Annotated in this window: 19 protein-coding genes; 11 read left to right on the top strand and 8 right to left on the bottom strand. The window is 72.2% G+C overall.

The features are described 5' to 3' along the window. Positions 1-31: 31 nt before the first annotated feature. From BJ958_RS04170 to BJ958_RS04145, 6 genes are read left to right on the top strand one after another with little or no spacing between them, the layout of a single operon-like run. The gene (locus BJ958_RS04170) at positions 32-976 is read left to right on the top strand and encodes an oxamate carbamoyltransferase subunit AllH family protein (RefSeq protein ID WP_179725678.1); all 945 of its coding nucleotides are present in this window, start codon (positions 32-34) and stop codon (positions 974-976) included. Then, positions 973-1575: an ankyrin repeat domain-containing protein gene (locus tag BJ958_RS04165; protein ID WP_179725677.1), complete on the top strand. Its 603-nt coding sequence runs from the start codon at positions 973-975 to the stop codon at positions 1573-1575. Before BJ958_RS04170 ends, BJ958_RS04165 begins: the two co-directional genes overlap by 4 nt. A 12-nt stretch (positions 1576-1587) precedes the next feature. Continuing rightward, a complete protein-coding gene (gene fdrA / locus BJ958_RS04160; RefSeq protein ID WP_179725676.1) occupies positions 1588-3135 on the top strand; it encodes an acyl-CoA synthetase FdrA in 1548 nt (515 codons plus the stop codon). Continuing rightward, a complete protein-coding gene (locus BJ958_RS04155; protein WP_218865590.1) occupies positions 3135-4559 on the top strand; it encodes a YlbE family protein in 1425 nt (474 codons plus the stop codon). The genes fdrA and BJ958_RS04155 overlap by 1 nt, the downstream gene beginning before the upstream one ends. A gap of 14 nt (positions 4560-4573) precedes the next feature. Beyond that, a complete protein-coding gene (locus tag BJ958_RS04150) occupies positions 4574-6055 on the top strand; it encodes a cytosine permease (protein WP_179725675.1) in 1482 nt (493 codons plus the stop codon). Then, complete coding sequence (locus tag BJ958_RS04145; protein WP_179725674.1) at positions 6052-6531, top strand: nucleoside deaminase; 480 nt, start codon at positions 6052-6054, stop codon at positions 6529-6531. Before BJ958_RS04150 ends, BJ958_RS04145 begins: the two co-directional genes overlap by 4 nt. Positions 6532-6534: 3 nt before the next feature. Here BJ958_RS04145 and BJ958_RS04140 read toward each other — a convergent pair whose 3' ends face one another. Together BJ958_RS04140 and BJ958_RS04135 are read right to left on the bottom strand one after the other, a co-directional pair. Then, the gene (locus BJ958_RS04140) at positions 6535-7233 is read right to left on the bottom strand and encodes a spermidine synthase (RefSeq protein WP_179725673.1); all 699 of its coding nucleotides are present in this window, start codon (positions 7231-7233) and stop codon (positions 6535-6537) included. A gap of 24 nt (positions 7234-7257) precedes the next feature. Beyond that, positions 7258-8367, bottom strand: coding sequence for a TIGR03857 family LLM class F420-dependent oxidoreductase (locus BJ958_RS04135; RefSeq protein WP_179725672.1), 1110 nt, complete (start codon positions 8365-8367; stop codon positions 7258-7260). A 45-nt stretch (positions 8368-8412) separates the two neighbouring features. On the opposite strand from BJ958_RS04135, the gene BJ958_RS04130 reads away from it, so the two are divergent. Next, positions 8413-9063, top strand: coding sequence for a TetR/AcrR family transcriptional regulator (locus BJ958_RS04130; protein ID WP_179725671.1), 651 nt, complete (start codon positions 8413-8415; stop codon positions 9061-9063). A 15-nt stretch (positions 9064-9078) separates the two neighbouring features. Here the strand turns inward: BJ958_RS04130 and BJ958_RS04125 are convergent, their stop codons facing one another. The 3 genes from BJ958_RS04125 to BJ958_RS04115 are packed head-to-tail and all read right to left on the bottom strand — an operon-like array spanning position 9079 to position 12156. Continuing rightward, on the bottom strand, positions 9079-10836 hold the full coding sequence (locus BJ958_RS04125) for a DUF429 domain-containing protein (protein WP_179725670.1): 1758 nt from the start codon (positions 10834-10836) through the stop codon (positions 9079-9081). A gap of 8 nt (positions 10837-10844) precedes the next feature. After that, entirely contained in the window at positions 10845-11186 is a 342-nt protein-coding gene (locus BJ958_RS04120) for a DUF1801 domain-containing protein (RefSeq protein ID WP_179725669.1), read from the bottom strand. Continuing rightward, complete coding sequence (locus tag BJ958_RS04115) at positions 11176-12156, bottom strand: AsnC family transcriptional regulator (protein WP_179725668.1); 981 nt, start codon at positions 12154-12156, stop codon at positions 11176-11178. Before BJ958_RS04115 ends, BJ958_RS04120 begins: the two co-directional genes overlap by 11 nt. Positions 12157-12362: 206 nt before the next feature. Here BJ958_RS04115 and BJ958_RS04110 point away from each other — a divergent pair, with 206 nt between their 5' ends. The 4 genes from BJ958_RS04110 to BJ958_RS04095 all read left to right on the top strand — a co-directional run bounded on the left by BJ958_RS04110 (position 12363) and on the right by BJ958_RS04095 (position 16122). Beyond that, on the top strand, positions 12363-13802 hold the full coding sequence (locus BJ958_RS04110; protein WP_179725667.1) for an amidase: 1440 nt from the start codon (positions 12363-12365) through the stop codon (positions 13800-13802). Beyond that, positions 13799-14077: a hypothetical protein gene (locus BJ958_RS04105; protein WP_179725666.1), complete on the top strand. Its 279-nt coding sequence runs from the start codon at positions 13799-13801 to the stop codon at positions 14075-14077. The genes BJ958_RS04110 and BJ958_RS04105 overlap by 4 nt, the downstream gene beginning before the upstream one ends. After that, on the top strand, positions 14074-15501 hold the full coding sequence (locus BJ958_RS04100; protein WP_179725665.1) for a sodium:solute symporter family protein: 1428 nt from the start codon (positions 14074-14076) through the stop codon (positions 15499-15501). Before BJ958_RS04105 ends, BJ958_RS04100 begins: the two co-directional genes overlap by 4 nt. Before the next feature lie 63 nt (positions 15502-15564). Next, positions 15565-16122 (top strand): hypothetical protein, encoded by a 558-nt coding sequence (locus tag BJ958_RS04095; protein ID WP_179725664.1) that lies wholly within the window; start codon positions 15565-15567, stop codon positions 16120-16122. Here the strand turns inward: BJ958_RS04095 and BJ958_RS04090 are convergent. From BJ958_RS04090 to BJ958_RS04080, 3 genes are read right to left on the bottom strand one after another with little or no spacing between them, the layout of a single operon-like run. Further along, complete coding sequence (locus BJ958_RS04090; RefSeq protein ID WP_179725663.1) at positions 16071-16985, bottom strand: LysR family transcriptional regulator; 915 nt, start codon at positions 16983-16985, stop codon at positions 16071-16073. The two genes, BJ958_RS04095 and BJ958_RS04090, sit on opposite strands and share 52 nt — an antisense overlap. Positions 16986-17020: 35 nt before the next feature. Continuing rightward, on the bottom strand, positions 17021-18412 hold the full coding sequence (locus BJ958_RS04085; RefSeq protein WP_179725662.1) for an aspartate ammonia-lyase: 1392 nt from the start codon (positions 18410-18412) through the stop codon (positions 17021-17023). Continuing rightward, positions 18409-19533, bottom strand: coding sequence for a M20 family metallopeptidase (locus BJ958_RS04080; protein WP_179725661.1), 1125 nt, complete (start codon positions 19531-19533; stop codon positions 18409-18411). Before BJ958_RS04080 ends, BJ958_RS04085 begins: the two co-directional genes overlap by 4 nt.

The following is a 19533-nucleotide window of genomic DNA, read 5'->3' as shown; positions in this document are numbered from 1 at the left end:
CCCTCACGAAGCCCAGACGAAGGAGTCCCGGGTGGTGGCGACTGCCGGACAGCACGCGGTACGGCTGGTCGACGCCGTCTCCGTCGACGCCCTGCTCGCGGACGGGCTCCCCACCGACGGGCGCAGTGGCGCCGTCCACTCCGTGCACGCGAAGGTCGTCAACGTGCGCACGCCCGACGGCCTGCTCTGCTGCCTGTCGAGCGACGAGCTCGACGACGCGCCGCGCACCGTCCGGATCGCCGCCGCCGACTGGGCGCGGATCGACTGGCACCTCGACGACCCGATCCGGTTCGGTCCCGCCCTGACCCACGAGTACGACGGCACGACCGTCGTCCTTGCCGGTGCCGCGCGCTGGCAGCCCTCCCCCGCCGACCCGACCGCCCTGGCCGTGCTGGCCCCCGGGGACCTCCGGGCGGCGGCCGCCACCATCGAGCGGCACCTGCTGCCGCCGGCCGACCTCACTCCGTTCGACGTCCTCAGCGCCGAGGAGCTCGCCCGCCGCACGACGGTCCTGGCCGACGCCGTCCGTGGCGGCGACCCGGACGCGGTCGCCGCCGCCGCGGCCCGCCTGGTCGGCCTCGGCTCCGGGCTGACCCCCAGCGGCGACGACGTGCTGACCGGCCTCGCCGTGCTCGCCGCGGCCGGCGGGATGCTGCTCGAGCGGGTCCGGCCGGCCCTGGCCGAGGGGGTCCTCGGTGGTGCTCCCCTGGAGGAGCGCACCACCGCGGTCAGCGCGGCCACCCTGACCGAGGCGCTCGCCGGGCGCGGCCGCCAGCGGATCCACGTCCTCGTCTCGGCGCTCAGCGCGGCCGGCACCACCCCCGCCCTGGTCGACGCCGTGCTGCGGGTGCGGGCCGTCGGCCACACCTCGGGGGCCGACATCCTCACCGGCTTCCGCCTCGGGCTCGAGCTCGAGGCAGACCTGCGCGAGGCGGACCGCCTCGCGGATCCCACCCACTCGAAGGAGATCTCGTGACCACACCCTCAGCCGACGAGCGGTACCTCGCCGCCGCGGCGGCCGGCGACCTGGACGGCGTGCGCGCCGCCCTCGCCGACGGCGCCGACAAGGACGCCGTGGACCGGGAGGAGGCGAGTGCCGTCCTGGCGGCGGCCCGGGCCGGGCACCACGACGTGGTGCGCTTCCTGATCGGCGAGGGCGTCGACATCGACGCGCAGGACCAGACCTGCTTCAACCCGTTCATCCACGGCTGCATCCACGACGACCTCGAGCTCGTGAAGATCATGGTCGAGGCGGGCACCGACCTGAAGCGCCTCACCCGCTTCGGCGGCAACGGCCTCACCCCGGCCGCCGAGAAGGGCCACCTCGAGATCGTCCGCTACCTGCTCGAGAACACCGACATCAACGTCAACCTGACCAACACGCTCGGGTGGACCGCGCTGATCGAGACGATCATCCTCGGCGACGGCGGCCCGGTCCGCCAGCAGACCGCGGAGCTGCTGCTCGAGCACGGCGCGAAGCCCGGCATGACGGACGAGTGGGGTGTCACGCCCCTCGACCTGGCGCGCAAGCGCGGGTTCGACGACCTCGCCGCCGTGATCGAGCGCTACCTCTGAAAGGGACCTGAGATGACCAGGTACATCGACATCCGCAAGAACACCTACCTCGACTCGGTCTCGCTCATGTCGATGAGCACCAGGGCCAACGCCGTCGAGGGCGTCACCCAGGCCCTGCTGGGCATGGCCACGCCGATGAACAAGGAGGTCCTCGCCAACGTCGGCGTCGACGACCCCGCCATCGACGCCGCGAGGCCGAGCGACCTGATGATCGTCATCGACGCCGCAGACGACCTCATCGAGGACGCGGTCCAGGCCGTCAACGACATCCTCGCCCGCAAGAACAGCCCCGCCGAGGGCGCCACCGAGGTCCGCTACCGCACCCTCGACGGCGCGTTCTCCGAGGTGCCGGACAGCAACCTCGTGCTGATCTCCGTCAACGGCGCCTTCGCGGCCCGCGAGGCCCGCAAGGCGCTCGTCGCCGGCAGGCACGTGATGATCTTCTCCGACAACGTGTCGGTCGAGGACGAGATCGAGCTCAAGACGCTGGCCCACGAGAAGGGGCTGCTGCTGATGGGTCCCGACTGCGGCACGGCGATCATCAACGGCACCGGCCTGGCGTTCTCGAACGCCGTGCGCCGTGGCTCGATCGGCATCGTCGGCGCGTCGGGCACCGGCAGCCAGGAGATCTCGGTCCGGGTGCACGACTTCGGTGGCGGCGTCTCGCAGCTGATCGGCACCGGCGGTCGCGACCTGTCGGCCGAGGTCGGCGGCCTGATGATGCTCGACGGCATCGAGGCCCTCGCGGCCGACCCGGAGACCGAGGTCATCGTGGTCGTCTCCAAGCCCCCGGCGGAGGACGTCGCCGAGAGGGTGCTCGGTGTCCTCGGCGCGACCGGCAAGCCGGCCGTGGTCTGCTTCCTCGGCTCGTCGCGCACCGCGTCGGGCCACCCGAACGTGCAGCTGGTGTCGGGCACCAAGCCCGCCGCACTGGCCGCCGTCCTCGCCACCGGCGTCGACGAGTCCACCCTGGACCTGCACGCCCTCAACATCGCGCTGATCGAGGAGGTCCGCGCCAAGCTGGCTCCCGAGCAGAGGTACGTCCGCGGCCTGTTCTGCGGCGGCACCCTGTGCGACGAGGCGATGTTCGCGGCGCTCGCGACGTTCGACAACGTCTACTCGAACATCCAGAAGGACCCGTCGTACGTCCTCGGCGCCACCGACCCGTCGAAGGAGCACACCTTCCTCGACATGGGCGACGACGACTTCACCGACGGCCGCCCGCACCCGATGATCGACCCGTCGCTGCGCCTGCAGCGCCTCCTCCAGGAGGCCGACGACCCGGAGGTCGGCGTCATCGCGATGGACTTCATCCTCGGCTTCGGCTCCCACGAGGACCCGGTCGGCGTGACCATCCCCGCCATCGAGGAGGCCAAGGCCAGGGCTGCCGCACGGGGCCAGCACCTGGAGATCCTCGGCTACGTCCTCGGCACCGACCTCGACGCCCCGGCCATCGCCGGCCAGGTGGCGCAGCTCGAGGCCGCCGGCGTGACCATCGCCTCCTCCTCCACCAACCTCGGCCTGCTGGCCCGCGAATTCGTTGCGAAGGGTGACCACTGATGAGCATCAACAGCCTGTTCTCGACCGGCCTCAAGCCGGTCAACCTCGGTCTCGACATGTTCGCCGAGGACCTCACCGCCCAGGGCGTGGCGCCGGTCCGGATGGACTGGACCCCGCCGGGCGGCGGCGACCCGGAGATCATCGCGGCCCTCGGCCGCCTCGAGCGTCCCGAGCTGGCCGAGAGGATCGACGCCGCCAACGAGGAGGCCGTCAGCCGCGTCCTCGCCGCCCAGCCCTTCCTCGAGGGCTTCGGCCAGGCGATCGACACCGTGCCCGGGATGACCAGGACGACCATCCTGCACGCCGGTCCCCCGATCAGCTGGGAGCGGATGTCGGGCCCGATGAAGGGCGCGGTCACCGGCGCTCTGGTCTTCGAGGGCCTCGCCAAGGACCTCGACGAGGCAGGCGAGCTGGCGGGCTCGGGCGAGATCACCTTCTCCCCCTGTCACGAGCACCAGTCGGTCGGCTCGATGGCCGGTGTCACCAGCGCCAGCATGTGGGTCCACAAGGTCACCAACCGCACCCACGGGAACACCGCCTACACGAACCTGTCCGAGCAGCTGTCCAAGATCCTGCGGTTCGGCGCCAACGACCAGTCGGTCATCGACCGCCTCACCTGGATGCGCGACGTCCTCGGCCCGATCCTGGCCGGCGCGATGGAGCTCAACGAGGGTGGACTCGACCTGCGCCTGCTGCTCTCGCAGGCGCTGCACATGGGCGACGAGGCGCACAACCGCAACGTGGCCGGTACGACGCTGCTGATCCAGGCGCTCGCGCCGTACATCCTCGAGACCGACTTCACGACCAGGGAGAAGCGCGAGGTGTTCGACTTCGTCGCGTCCTCGGACTACTTCTCCGGGCCGACCTGGATGGTCACCGCCAAGGCCGCGATGGACGCCGCTGCGGGCATCGAGAGCTCGACGGTCGTCACGGCCATGTGCCGCAACGGCGTCGACTTCGGCATCCGCGTCTCGGGCACCGGCGACCAGTGGTTCACCGGTCCCGCGCAGCAGGTCGTCGGCCCGATGTTCGCCGGCTACACCCCCGCCGACTCCGGCCTCGACATGGGCGACTCGGCCATCACCGAGACCTTCGGCATCGGCGGCTTCGCGATGGCAGCAGCCCCCGCGATCGTCGCCCTCGTCGGCGGCACGGTGCAGGAGGCGATGGGCTACTCGAGGACGATGAACGCCATCACCACGACCAACAACCCCAACGTCACCATCCCGGCGCTGGACTTCATGGGCGTGCCGACCGGCATCGACGTCCGCAAGGTCATCGAGACCGGCATCCTGCCGCTGATCAACACCGCCATCGCCCACAAGGACCCGGGCATCGGCATGATCGGCGCCGGCATCGTGCACCCGCCGCTGGAGGCCTTCCAGCAGGCCGTCGTCACGCTCGCCGAGACGATCGGTGCCTGAGGGGACGGGGTGGCATGTCCCCGACCTCTAGCCTCCACGACCTGGTCGACCCGGGAGCCGAGGCGGTCGCGACGTACGCCGCCCGCGGCTACGCCGAGGACGTCCTCCCGGTCCGTCCGCAGGACCGGACCTGGTCGACGCCGCAGTTCGTCACCGTGTGGATGGGACCGATCCACAACATCTTGTCCTACTTCACGGTCGTCGGCTTCTTCGCGCTCGGCCTCTCGGCGAGGCAGGTGGTGGCCGCGATCCTGCTCAGCGCGGTCATCGTGTCGGCCGGCTACGTCCTCAACGGCCAGGCCTCGGCGCGGTACGGCGTACCGTTCGCGATGCTGCTGCGCGACTCGTTCGGCTCCCGGGGCGCGCTGATCCCGGCCGCGATCCGCGGCACGGTGGCGGGCATCGTGTTCTTCGGCCTGTCGACGGTCTCCAGCGCACAGGCGCTGGACGTCGTGATGGACAAGGTCTTCCCCGGGTACGCCGACCTCGACGGCTCGGTCCTCGGGCTCGCCGTCCCGACGGCGATCTCGTACCTGCTGATGTGGGCGATCACGGTGGCACTGTTCCTCGCGGGGCAGAGGTTCCTCGGGACGTTCAGCACCTGGGCGAACCCGGCGGTCTACGTCCTGATCGTCGTCGGCGTCGTGCTGGCCGTCAGGAACGTCGGCAGCTTCTCCGACGTCTTCGAGCTGCACCCCGTGCAGTCCGAGGTGACGCCGCTGGTGTTCGTCGGCTGCGTCGCGGCGCTGGTGTCCAACTGGGCCGGCCCGATCGTCAACACCGGCGACTACACCCGCAACGCGACCTCCACGAAGGCTCCGGCCCTCGGCTTCCCGGTCGGCGTCATCGCGTCCTACCTGCTGTTCGCGCTGGTGACGGTCTCCTTCATGGCCTCGCTCAGCGTGAGCACGCACGGCGACTTCGACGTCAACCGGCCGACGATCTTCGTGGACGCGATCAACTCGATCGGCAACCCGTTCGTCGTGGTGCTGCTGATCTTGTCGATGAACGTCGGCATGACCGCGTTCTGCGTGTTCGGCAACATGCTGCCGGCGGGCCTGCAGCTCACCGCCGAGTGGCCCTCGCGGTTCACGGTGCGCAAGGGCGCGATCATCACCGCGGTGGTGGGCACGTTGTTCCTGCCGTGGAAGTTCCTCGAGGCGACCGACGCGCTGTTCCTGTTCTACTCGTTCATCGGCTCGATGTTCGGCCCGATCGCCGGGATCATGCTGGCGTCGTACTTCGTGGAGCGCAGGCGCACCGTCGACCTCGACGACATCTACGCGGACCCGAGGTCGCCACAGGTGGCCTACAACTGGCGTGCCATCGGCGTGCTGGTGGTCAGCTTCGTGTTCACGATGGCCGGCACGCTCCCCGGGCTCGAGGAGATCGACTTCCTCGTCGACGTCAAGAACCTGGCGTTCTTCTCCGGCCTGCTCATCGGCTTCGTCGGCTACACACTGACGATCCTCAGCACGCGAGAGGCGACCTCATGACGACTCCGACTCCCGAGCAGGTCGACGCCTGGTTCGCCCAGGCCGCCGACATCACCCTCGAGGGCATGCGAGCCGGCACGGGCGGCCCGTTCGGCGCCACGCTCGTCCACGACGGCGAGGTCGTCGTCAGCGTCGGCAACACGGTCCTGAAGGACACCGACCCCTCGGGTCACGCCGAGATGGTCGCCGTGCGCGAGGCCTGCCGCAGGCTCGGCACGCTCGACCTGTCGGGCATGGTCATGTACGCCACCTGCGAGCCGTGCCCGATGTGCGTGGCCGTGATGATGTGGGCCGGCATCACCGAGTGCTACTACGCCTCGACGCGCGACGACGCGGCGAGCAACGGCTTCTCGGACACGCACCTACGCCGCTACCTCGACGGCAGCGACACCAGCACGATGGACCTGGTGCACCTGGCCGAGGGGCGCGAGGAGTGCGCCGCGATCTGGACGGAGTTCCGGGCACTCAACGGCTGAGCATCACGTGCGGTGGCCGCCGCCGAAGGCGTCGGTCACCGCACGGCCCTGGAACACCCGGTACTCCAGCGGCGACGGTGCCCCGAACGCACCCGCCGGGACCGCACCGCTGGCGACGACCAGGTTGCCCTCACGGCGGCCCTTGAGGGTCGCGGGCTCCGCGCCGATCACGACGTCACCGAGCGCGCGGACGGCGGCGACGAACGCCCGCACCCGTGGGTACGGCGGCCGGTCCACCAGGTTCGCGACGAACATCCCGCCCGGCGCCAGCACCCGTGCGACCTGCTCGACGAAGCCTGCCGAGGTCAGCGACCCGGGCACCTTCCCGCCGGCGAAGGCATCGAGGACGACCACGTCCTGCGAGTCGTCGCGCACCGCGAGGATCCCGGTCTCGCCGTCGACCGGGCGCACCTTGATGCCGCTGCGCGGCGGCAGCGGCGCCTGCGCACGAACGCGCTCGATGACCTCGACAGCGGGCTCCAGCACGACCTGCGGCGAGCGGGGACGGGTGGCGGCGACGTAGCGCGGCAGGGTCATCGCCGCGCCGCCGACGTGCAGCACCCGCAGCGGACCGGGCGGCATCACGTCGAGGAGGTCGCCGATCCGGCGGACGTAGTCGAAGACCAGCCGGGTCGGGTCGGCGAGGTCGACCGCCGACTGCTGCATGTCGTCCATCTCGAGGACGTAGAGGTCGCGGGCCATGACCCGCCCGACCCTAGGCCATCCCTAGAGGAACCGGCCCGGGTTGGTGGCGACGCGGCGGGCCGGCGTCGGACGAACAGCCCGGTAGGCCTCGACGATGGGCGCCAGCTCGTCCGGCTCGGCTCCGTGCAGGATCACGGAGTGGCAGCCGAGCTCGAGCTCGCGGACGATCGTCGCCGCCGCCTGGTCCGCGGTCCCGTGCGCCGAGGCCGCGAGCCACTCCGCCGGGACCAGCTCCGCGATCCGGTGGAGGGTCTGCGCGTCGGCGCTCGCGTCGATGGCGCCCGCGGCCGCTGCGTCGACGTAGACCTGGGCGGTGCGCAGTCGCTCCCACGCCGCCGGGTCCCAGCCGTTGACCGCGACCAGCACGTCGCCGTACGCCTGCAGGTAGGTGACCAGGCGGCCCACGCCACGGCGTACCCCGTCGTCGTCGGACAGGCCGTCGGGGACGGTGGCGAGGCAGGACCAGATCCGGATCGCGTCGGGGTCGCGGCCGGCTCGCTCGGCGCCGCGGCGCACGGCCTCGATCGAGGAGCGGGTCGCCTGCTCGCCGAAGAAGGTGTGCATGATGACGAAGTCGCAGGTCTCCCCCGCAAGCTCCATGGTCCGCGGCCCGACCGCGACCAGGCCGAGCGGCGGTCCCTCGCCCAGCCCGCTCTGGTTGTGCACGACGGGCCAGGAGCCGGCCGGGCCGTCGTGGTCCAGTGCGTAGCCGTCCCGCCAGACCTGGCGCAGCAGGCCCAGGAAGTCGCGCAGCGCGGCCTCGGTGACCACCGGCAGGCCGATCGCCCGCCAGTGCTGGGCGGCGCCGCGGCCGAAGGCCATGGCGTAACGCCCCTCGGTCATCTGGTGCAGCGTCGAGCCGAGGGTCGCCGTGATCATCGGGTGCCGGGTGTGGTGGTTGATCGCGGCACTCGCGATCCCCAGCGACGGGGCCCGGCCGGCGACGCCCCCAGCCAGGGAGCCCGCCTCCTTGACCGTGAACCGCTCGCTGATGTGGCAGGAGCCGAGGCCCAGCCGCGCCGCGGCGGTCGCCTCCGGGAACAGGACCCGGGCGTCGGCGGGGTGGTGGGTCACGGCGTAGTAGCCCAGCTCGTTGAGCTGCTCGGGCTGCTGGTCGGAGGTGCTCGACATGGCGTAATCTGAGCAAGTGATCAGATTGCTGTCAAGGGTCGCGGAATGACGGCGGGAGCGAGCCGTCCGGGGCCGCGGACCGACGTCGACGTGCGGGCCCGGCTGCTCGACACGGCCGAGGAGCTGTTCGCCGCCAACGGCGTCGGGACCGACTCGCTGCGGGCCATCGGCCGCGCCGCGGGCGTGTCGTCGGCCGGGGTGCTCTACCACTTCCCCCGGCGCCAGGACCTGGTCGACGCGGTCGTCGCCCGCCGCGGCGAGCCGTTGACCCGCAGCATGCGCTCCGGTCTCGCCGCGCTCGTCGAGCGCACCGAGCCGGTGACGACGCGCGACGTGGTCGACGCCGTCCTGCTCCCGATGGTGGCCATGATCGCGGCCGACCCGAAGGCGGGCCTGTCGTGGATGAAGCTGATCACCCAGCTCGCCAACCACCGTGCGGCCGCGTGGGCCGACCTCGACGACGGCGAGCCCAGCGCGTCCGAGCTCTTCCACGCCGCGGCCGTGCGGGCACTGCGCGACTACGAGAGCACGGCGGTCCGGTTCCGGCTCGGCATCGCGATGTTCTCGATGCTCGCCTCGCTCGCCGGGGCCGACCAGGGCAAGCCGGAGGGCAAGATCGGCCCCGCCGGGCTCGACCCGGTGTTCGTCGACGAGCTCGCGCGGTTCACGGCCGCCGGGCTGGCGGCCGAGCGCTGAGCCGCGGCCGGACGGTCAGTCCTCACCGCGCATCTTCGCCCACCTGGCCCGGAGGGCAGCCGCACGGTGCGCGTTGCCGCGCAGGTCGGCGTACCTGTCTCCGTGGGCCCACAGCAGCGCGTCGTCGAGGCGGCGGACGGCGCCCGGTGGGTAGCGGTAGCCCATCCGCTCGCGCAGGGCGTCCTCGTCGACGGAGCGGAGGGTCTCGCCGAGCGCGGCGAGCGAGGTGATGCCGAGCTCGAGGAGCAGCGCGGAGATCCACGCGTAGTGGTCGGTGCGCGACCAGCCGGCGTCGGCGTACTGGCCGGCGAGGAAGGCCGCCAGCTCGCGCGGGCTGATCCGCGGGTCGTCCTCGTCGAACGGCTCGTCCTCGCCGCTGGTGGCCGGCCCCACGGGGCCCTGCAGCAGGTCGCGGATGGTCGAGAACTCGCGATCGGCGAGCTCGAGGAGACCGGCGGCGAGGGTGAAGCGGCGGTCCAGCTCGAGGACGTGCTCGGGCGGGACGCTGCCCTTGTAACGGATGTCGTGCTCGAACTCCGCCCACGCGTGCTGGAGCACGGTGCGGATCTGGATCGCCGCCTGGTGACCCTGCAGCGGTCCGTCGGAGCCGGGCTCGAGCCCGACGACGAGGTGTCGGCTGGAGTACCCGAACCGCCCCTCGCTCGCGGTCTCCTGCCCGAGGTCGCGGTCGTCGTGGACGACGACCTGGTCGTCGAGGAGGTCGACGACGGCCTGGACGTCGCTGTGGACGTAGGTGATGACGCGGACGCCGACCTGGTCGGTGATCTCGTGCAGCGGGTCGGTGTAGAGCGGACGCCCGTCGACGGTGCGGGCCGCCTTCGCCGCGAAGGACGAGACCGACTTCGTGCGGCCGGTGACGGTCAGGTAGTTGATGCCGGCCTCGTCGAGGATCGAGGTCACCAGCGCCACGAAGCCCTCGGTGACGGGGCGCAGGCCCGGCTGCAGCTCGGCGTAGCGGCGTACGGCGGAGCCGACGTCGAGCGGCGGTGCGCCGCGGCGCGGGCGCGGGGTGGGCTCGAGGTCGGGCGGGAGCGTCGGCGTCACGATGTAGCCGGTCTCCAGGTCGCCGTACGTCGTGGTGTGCTCGGGCCGGCGCTCGGCGAACAGGCCGATGTAGGCGCACACGACGGCGTCGACCTGGTCCTCGACGACGCGCAGCTCGCTCTTGCGGGTCGCCGTCTCGGCCGCGGCTCGCAGCTCCTGCCAGGCCGGCAGCACGGCGACGTGCAGCGGCGGCTCGGCGGCGGCGAGGCCCTCGACCAGGCCGATCAGCACGACCAGCTCGGCGCGCAGCTGCTCGAGGTCGCGCCCGGCCTTGTCCTTGTACTTCAGCGTGCGGCCGAGCCGGAACAGCGCGACGGTCGCGGGGTGCGGGTAGACCTCGATCGCCCGGCGAGGTCGCCGCGAACGCGGGTTGATGTCCAGCCCGAGCCGGGCCGCCACCCGGGCGGCGCGGGGCTGGTCGCGGAACTCCGGCTTGCCGGTGTTGGACGGGTGCGCGCCGGCGTCGAAGCGGGCGAAGTCCTTGTTGAGTGCTGCCTCCGCCGGCCGGTTCCCCGTGGCGTTGGGCACGACGATCGGCGCGTCGATCGCGACCAGGCACTCCCCTTCGACGTACGGCGCCAGCGCGGCGACGATCTCGTCGTCGTCCTGCACGGCAGCGACCGCCACCAGGGTGCCGTCGCCGTCGACGACAGCGAGCCCGGTGGGCCTTCGGTCGCCCCAGGCGAGGTCGATCCCGACGAAGTGCATGCGGGGGGTCAGCCGCGGTTGAGCGCGACGGCCTCGCGAACCAGGGCGATGAACGCGTCCTCGTCGATGACCTCGCCCTCGAACACGTCGACCGCTCGGCGGGTGCCGGCGTCCAGGCTGGCGTTGAAGATCCCGGTCGGGTCCTCGAGCGAGGCGCCCTTGGCGAACGTGGTCTTGACCTTGTCCTTGTAGGTCTCGACGGTGCAGATCAGCCCGTCGGCGGAGAAGGTCGGCACACCGTCGGGGTTGGAGGCCTTCCTCCACTTGGCCTCCTCGACCACGGCGGGTTCCGCCGCCACGATCAGGGACCGGATCTTCTCGACGGTGTCGGCCCGCCAGTCAGCGCTCATGCGAGGACCCTACCGATGGGTCGACGAGGACGCCGCCGCGCTTGTAGGCACGCAGGAGCGGGGTGGCGGCGACCTGGTCGGCGCCGCCGATCCAGGTCGGGTCGGCCAGCAGTGCCCGGAGCCCGTCGACGTCGGGGGTCGTCACGTCGACGAGGAGCTGGTCCTCGCCGGCGACGAACGCGCAGTAGCGCACGAGCGGCGACCCGACGAGGGCACGACCGACCGCGTCGACCTTCGTCGGGTGGACACGCACGCGCAGCAGGGTCTCCACGGGCAGGCCGAGGAGTGCAGGCTCGACGACGGCGCGGATCCGCAGCACCCCGCGCTCCACGAGCTGCTCGACGCGTCGTCGCGCCGTCGCGTCCGAGCAGCCCAGCAGCTCCGCGATCTCCTGCAGCGGGGTCCGTCCGTCCCTGGCGAGCACGTCGAGCAGGGTGCGCTCGGCGTCGTCGAGACGGAAGTCCGTCTCCGGCGAGAACGGCCCCGCGGTCGGGACCCCGCCGAGGCCGGCTATCTCCTCGGCGCTCAGGAGCCCGGGCAGCCACTCCGCGATCGTGCGGAAGTACAGCAGCGCCGGGTCGACCTGCACCTCCTCGACCCCGTCGAGGGCGGGCAGCTCGTCGAGCACCAGCGCCGCGAGGGTCGCGTAGGGCGTCATCACCTCGACGACGATCTCGGGGGCCCGGCCGAGGGCGTAGACGAAGACGGTGTCGCGACGAGACGCCACCGCGCCCGCCACGGTCGCGGTGGCACCGGCACGACAACGGATCCGCAGCAGGTGGGTCGGGTCGGTGTTCGGGAGTCCGACGACCTGGACGGTGCGTTCCTCCAGCAGCGCCGCGCCGCGTCGGGCGACGGTGCGCACGGGCTCGTCGAGGACCTCGGCGATCTTGCGCCAGGACGCGCGCCCGTCGACCTGCAGGGCGCCGACGATCCGCTGCGACAACGGGTCCAGGGGGGCACTCGACACCGGGCCAGTATCCGGCACCCGCCCCCGCGAACCGGGCAGGGCGGCTCGCCTGTTCACGAATCCCTCTCCATTTGTCTCATTTCATTCTTTTCACAGGATCTATTGACCTGAATCGCCATCATGGCAAAGACTGTGGCTCAAACAACAGTGTGGCCTGAGTCACCCGGTGATCCGGCCCGCCGTTCGAGCACCTCTGGAGGAGTCCCGTGGTCGACGACCTGACCGAAGCCACCGCCCGCGAGCTGGTCGAGGGCCAGCAGCAGGGCGCGTTCTCCGCGCGGGAGGTGCTGGCGGCCCACCTCGAGCGGATCGACCGGCACAACCCGGTGGTCAACGCGATCGTGACCCTCGACCGCGACGGCGCCGAGCGCGCGGCCGCGGCGGCCGACGCCGAGGCCGCGCGGCGCCGCGCGGCAGGCATTCCCCTGGCACCGCTGCACGGCATGCCGATCTCGTTCAAGGACACGCACGCCACGGCCGGCCTGCGCACGACGTACGGCTCCCCGCTGCACGCCGACAACGTCCCGACGGCCGACGACGAGGTCGTGCGCCGGATCCAGGCTGCCGGTGCGGTGCGCGTGGGCAAGACCAACGTGCCGGAGTTCGCGGCCGGCTCCCACACGTTCAACGAGGTCTTCGGCGCCACCCACAACCCCTACGCGCTCGGCCGTACGGCAGGTGGCAGCAGCGGTGGCGCGGCAGCGGCACTGGCCGCGCGCTTCCAGCCGGTCGCCGACGGCAGCGACATGGGTGGGTCGTTGCGCAACCCGGCCGCGATGTGCAACGTGGTCGGCCTGCGCCCGACGCCGGGCCTGGTGCCCGAGCCCACCACCGGGGTCGTCTTCACCCCGCTGGCCGTCTCCGGACCGATGGGCCGCACCGTCGACGACACCGCCCTGCTGCTCTCCGTGCTGGCCGGTCCCCACCGCGACGACCCGCTCTCCCACCACGGCGAGCGTCCCGGCTCCGCACCGGTGGCGTCGGCCGACCTGCGGGGACTGCGCGTCGCGTGGGCGCCCACGCTCGGTGGCCGGGTCCCGGTGGAGCGCCAGGTGCTCGACGTGCTCGAGCCGGCGGTCAAGGTCTTCAGCGAGCTCGGCGCGCACGTCGAGGACGCCTGCCTCGACCTCGACGGCTCCGACGACGCCTTCCGCACGCTGCGCGCCGCCGAGTTCGACCTGATGTGGGGCCACCTGCTCGACGAGCAGCCCGACGTGCTCAAGCCCGACCTGGTCTGGAACGTCCGCCAGGGCCGGGGGCTCTCCGGCCGCGACGTCATGCAGGCGTTCGCCGAGGTCACCCGGCTGCAGCGGGCCGCGCACCGCTTCTTCGACGAGTACGACGTCCTGCTCGCCCCGGTCAGCCAGGTCGCCCCCTTCCCCGTCGAGCAGGCGTGGCCCACCGACATCGAGGGCACGGCCCAGCAGACCTACCTCGACTGGATGCGCGCCAGCTACCTGCTCACCCCCCTGGGCGTGCCCGCGATCTCGGTGCCCGCGGGGTTCACGCCCGACGGGCTCCCGGTCGGCCTCCAGGTCGTCACCCGGGCCCGCACCGACTCCACCCTGCTCTCCATCGCCGCAACATTCGAAGCAGCGACCGGCCACGGCCGTTGCACCCCTCGCCTCCCGGAGGACCTCTCGTGACCCCGTCCATCCCCACCCTCGCCAGCCCCCGGCGGCTCGCGATCGCCGCCGTACCGGTCGTCGGCTTCCTCGCCACACCGCTGCTGCCGTTCGTCAACGGCCCCCACCTGTGGTTCGGCCTGCCGTCGGTCCTCGTCTGGACCGCCCTGTGCGTCGTCGGCACCGTCGTCGCCCTCCAGGTCGTCGAGGCGAGCTACCGCCGCGACGGCGGGGCGGCGGTCGACGCCGCCGAGCTCGCCGCGTCGGACGCCCGCCACGAGGAGGAGCAGCGATGATCCTCACCACCGCCATCATCATCGGCATCGTCGCTCTCGGCGCCCTCGGCATGAGCGGGCGGCGCAGCACCACCATGGCCGACTGGACCGTCAGCGGTCGTGGCTTCCCGCGCTGGACCTCGTGGTTCCTCCAGGCCGGCGACTCGCTGACGACGTTCAGCTTCCTCGGCCTCGCCGGCATCGCCTTCGGGGGCGGGGTGGTGGGTGTCTTCGCCCTCGCCTACCTCTCGATCTGCTCGATCGGCCTCTACTTCGTCGCTCCCCGGATCAGGCAGCTCGGCGAGGAGCGCGGCTACCTCACGCAGGCGGACTTCTTCACCGACCGGTTCAACAGCCCGGCCCTCGGCAAGGTGTCCGCCCTGGTCGGCGCGATCTTCCTGCTGCCCTACCTGCAGCTGCAGATCACCGGCCTGGGCCTCATCGTCGAGCTCGCGACGGGGAGCGAGGCGGGACGCGGCCTGTCCATGGTGGTCGCGAGCCTGCTCGTCGTGGTCTTCGTGGTCTGGTCCGGGATCCGCGGCATCGCCCGGGTCGCCGTGGTCAAGGACGTCTTGATGATCGCCGCGCTGCTGATCGTGCTGGGTGGTGCCGTGTTCGGCATCGCCGGCATCCCCGACACCTTCGCACACATCCACAGCGTGGGACCGCAGCTGCTCGACTTCAGCCAGCCCGGCTGGGACTCGACGTTCTTCCTGACCGCCGTGGTCGTCACCAGCATCGGCGCCGGCCTCAACACCTTCCCCCACCTGTGGCCGCCGGTCCTCGCAGCGAAGTCCGGCGAGGTGCTGCGCAGCAACTACAAGTGGCTCGCGCTCTACCAGCTGATGCTCTTCGCCCCGATCATCGTCGGGCTCACCGCCACCCAGGCGCTCGCGCCCGACACGACCGGCAACCACGTGCTGCTCGACACCGCCAACGCGACCCTGCCGTCGTGGCTGGTGGCCGTCGTCGCCATCGCCGGCGCCTCCGCCGCCATGGTTCCCGCGGCAGCGATCGCGATGGGCATCTCCTCGCTCGTGTCCACCAACCTGGTGCCGGTGCGCGAGTCGCTCCGGTTCCGGCTCAACACGGTCTTCGTGATCGGCGCGATCGTGCTGTCCCTCGGCTTCGGCCTGGCGAACTCCGACATCGCCTCGCTGCTGCTGCTCACCTACGGCGGACTCACCCAGATGGCTCCGGCGACCCTGATCGGGCTGCGTCGCAAGGTCACCGTGGGCGCGGTGCCCGTGCTGCTGGGCATGGTCGTCGGCGTCGTGACGGTCGCCTGGATCACCTTCTTCGAGGTCCCGATCGGCAGCTGGGACTCCGGCCTGATCGCGCTCGCGCCGAACCTGGTGGTGCTGGTCGTCGCCGAGGCGGTCCGCCGCCGGAGCAGCCCCACCACGGCGTCCGACGCCCGTCACGCCACGGCCGCGAGGGCCTGAAGCGCTTGGGCCAGGGGCCGTGTTCACGGGGTGAACGCATGGTGAACGTGACACCATTCCCCGGTGAACACGGCCCCTGTCGCGCTCTGGCGCCTGCTCGTCGCCGGCAGCGCGGCGACCGGGGTGGGCCTCGCCGCGCAGGAGTACGACGTGTGGTGGACCGCGCTGTCCCAGCTCTCCAACCTCGCCGTGGCGGTGTGCTTCCTGGGCCTGGCCGTCCGTGAGCCCCGCTCCCCCTGGCTGCGCGGCGCGCTGACCACGCTGATGGTGCTCGTCGCCCTCGCCTACGTGCCGATGCAGAACGGCAACCTGTGGCACGCCTGGTCGCTGCTCGAGCACGTCGTGACGCCGTCGCTGGTCGTGCTCGACTTCGTCCTGGTGGGCCGCAACCACCACGCAGTGCGCTGGTGGCACCCGTTGAGCTGGCTGGCGCCGCCGACGGCGTACCTGCTCTGGTACGTCGGTGACCACCTCGCCGTCTACGCGGCCCTCGACGCCGCGCACCCGGCGCAGTTCGGCCAGCGGATCGGCATCCTGCTGGGGCTGCTGCTGGCGACCGGCTTCGGGCTCTACGCCCTGGGCCGGCGGCGGCCGCCGACCGCCGACCTCACGAACGCCTGAGCCCGGGCGGTCAGCCGGACGTCCTTCATCGAGGCGACGACCACCTCGAGCGGCTCGACCGGGTCGGCGATCTCGAGGGTGACGACCTCGGCGCCGTCGTAGGTCGTGTCGCTGGCCGGGCGCTGGTTGAGGACCGACCAGCCCTGCCCGTTGGCGACCATCGCCCGCACGGTCTCGAAGCCGGAGGTGCGGTGCCGCACGGTCGGGCGCACCCCGACCGAGGCGACCAGGCGCTCGAGGTACTGCCGGCTGTGCGGCAGGTCGAGCAGGACCATCGGCTCGTCGGCGAGCTCCCTCAACGAGACCTTCCTGCGCCGGGCGAGCCGGTGGCCGCGCGGCAGCAGGACGTACGGCGGCGCGCCGCCGACCCGGACGTGGTCGATGTCGTCGTCGAGGTCGTAGCCGTACATCAGGGCGAGCTCGCACCGCCCCGAGCGCAGCGCCTGCTTGAGCGCGGCGTGCTCGTCCTCGACGACCGAGATCCGGATGCCGGGGTGGTCGGCCTCGCACGCGGCCAGCAGGCGCGGCAGCTCGAACGGGCCCAGGGTGGTGAAGCAGCCGACGGTCAGGTCGCCGGTGAGCGCCTGGCCCGCCGAGCGGGCGACCTCGGCGAGCTCGGTGGTGTGGACGAGGTAGCTGCGCAGCTCGCGCTGGAAGGCCTCGCCGGCCGCGGTCAGGGTGAGGCCACGGGCGTGGTGGCGCAGCAGCAGCTGGACACCGAGCTCCTTCTCCAGCTGGGCGACCGCGGTGGAGACGGCCGACTGGGAGACCATCAGCTCCTTCGAGGCCGCGGTCATCGAGCCCAGCTCCGCGGCCGCGGCGAAGTACCGCAGCTGCGTGAGCGTGAAGCCGACCTCCGCCATGACGGCCATCCTGCCGTACCTCCCGGTCCCGGCGCTCAGCCGTCGAGGTTGGCGAGCCGCTCCGGCCGGAGCAGCTCGTCGAGCTCGGCCGCGTCGACACCGCCGGCGAGGGCGAGCGCGCGCACGTCGCCCCGGCCGCCGAGCGCCGCCTTGGCGATCTCGGCGGACGCCGCGTAGCCGATCAGCGGGGTCAGCGCGGTCGCCAGGCCGGCGTTGCTCGCGGCACTCGCCGCCAGCCGCTCCTCGTCGACCGTGATGCCCGCGACGCACAGCTCGCGCAGCGCGTCGAAGGCGGCCGCGGTCCACGCGAAGCCCTGGAGCAGGCCGTGGCAGATGACCGGCTCGAAGGCGTTGAGCTGGAGCTGGCCGCCCTCGGCGGCCATGGTGACGGTGGTGTCGGTGCCGATGACCCAGAACGCGACCTGGTTGACCATCTCGGGGATGACCGGGTTCACCTTGCCGGGCATGATGCTCGACCCGGCCTGGCGCGGCGGCAGCTGCAGCTCGCCGAAGCCGGCCTGCGGGCCGGAGGACAGCAGGCGCAGGTCGTTGCAGATCTTCGACGCCTTCACCACGACCCGCTTGAGCACGCCGGAGACCTGCACGAAGGCGCCGGTGTCGCTGGTCGCCTCGACCAGGTCACCGGCCGCGATGATCGGACGGCCGGTGATCTCGGCGAGGTGCGACAGCGCGCGGCGCCGGTAGCCGGGGTGGGCGGTGATGCCGGTCCCGATCGCGGTGGCGCCGAGGTTGACCTCGCACAGCAGCGAGCGGGAGTCGGCGAGCCGGGCGAGCTCCTCGCGCAGGGTGACGGCGAACGCCCCCAGCTCCTGCCCGACCGTCATCGGCACGGCGTCCTGCAGCTGGGTCCGCCCGACCTTCGCCACCGTGCGGAACCGGGTCGCGCGGGCGGCGAACGCCTCGGCCAGGGCGGCGGTCGACCGTTCCAGCCGGTCGATCGCGGCGAGCAGCGCGATCCGCACGGCGGTCGGGTAGACGTCGTTGGTCGACTGGCAGCGGTTGACGTGGTCGAGCGGGTGCACCTCGTCGTAGGCGCCGCGCGGCAGGCCGAGCAGCTCCAGCGCGCGGTTGGCGATCACCTCGTTGGCGTTCATGTTGGTCGAGGTGCCGGCACCGCCCTGGATCACGTCGACGACCATCTGGTCGTCGAGCGTGCCGACGCGCAGCTCCTCGGCCGCGGCGGCGATCGCCGTGAAGCGGCGCTCGTCGAGCAGGCCGAGCTCGTGGTTGGCCCGCGCCGCGGCCAGCTTGACCGCGCCGAGGGCCGCGACCAGCGCGCGGTGGCTCCCGACCGGCGTACCGCTGATGGGGAAGTTCACGAGCGCGCGGGCGGTGTGGACGCCCCAGTACGCCGCGGCCGGGACCTCGTGCGGGCCGAGCGAGTCGTGCTCGGTGCGGGTCGTCATCGCGTCGCGGCCACGTCGAGCGCGGTCCACGCCAGCGCGGTCGCCGCGTCGAGGAGCGCCTTCTCGGCGTCCCCGCCGACGCAGTGGGCGGCGAACTCGGGCTGGTGGTTGAGCGCGGTGCCCGAGTTGATGCCGATGTAGGGGTGGATCGCGTCGACGACCTGGGAGACGTTGCCCATGTCGGTCGAGGCACGGTTCATCCGGCGCGCGGGCGAGGTCTCGTCGAAGGTGCGCCCGAGCTCCTGCGCATTGCGCCGGTAGGCCTCCAGGGCCGGCGCGAAGGTGCGGAACTCGGCGTACGGCTTGCTCTCGGGGGTGACCTCGAGGCTCGCACCGGTGGCCAGCGCCCCGGCCTGGAAGCACTTCCAGACCCGGTCCTCGGTCTCGGCGAGCTGGGCCAGCGACTCGGCGCGGACGTACCAGCGGCCCTCGGTGCGGGCCGGGATCGCGTTGGGCGCCTCTCCCCCGTTGGTCATCACACCGTGCACGCGCACCGACGGCGGCAGCTGCTGGCGCAGCATGCCGATCGCCACCTGGGCGATCGTGAACGCGTCGGCGGCGTTGACGCCCTGCTCGGGGTACGCCGCGGCGTGGGCCGCCTTGCCGCGGTACTCCACGTGCGAGTGCGACACGGCGAACGGCTCCGCCTCGGCGACGTCGACCGGCGCCGGGTGCGCCATCATCGCCAGGTCGAGGCCGGCGAAGGCGCCGCGCTCGAGCAGCTCGATCTTGCCGCCGCCACCCTCCTCGGCCGGGGTCCCGTAGACCTCGATGGTCAGGCCGGCGGCGTCGGCGAGCGGGGCCAGCGCGCGGGCGGTGCCGACGGTGATCGCGGAGATCAGGTTGTGGCCGCACGCGTGGCCCAGGCCCGGCAGGGCGTCGTACTCGGCGCACAGGCCGAGCCGGAACGGGCCGCTGCCGATGGTGGCGTGGAAGGCCGTCTCCAGGCCGAGGTAGGCCGGCGTGACGTCGTAGCCCACCTCGGCGAGGGCCTCGGCGACCCACCGCGAGGACCTGTGCTCCTCCCAGCCGAGCTCGGGGTTGGCGTGGAGCTGCTCGGAGAGCGCGATCAGGCGCTCGGCGTCGGAGCGGATCGTGTCGGCAGCGGCCTGCTTGGTCAT

Source organism: Nocardioides kongjuensis (assembly GCF_013409625.1).
GTDB lineage: Bacteria > Actinomycetota > Actinomycetes > Propionibacteriales > Nocardioidaceae > Nocardioides > Nocardioides kongjuensis.
This window is presented reverse-complemented; position numbering and strand designations above follow the sequence as displayed.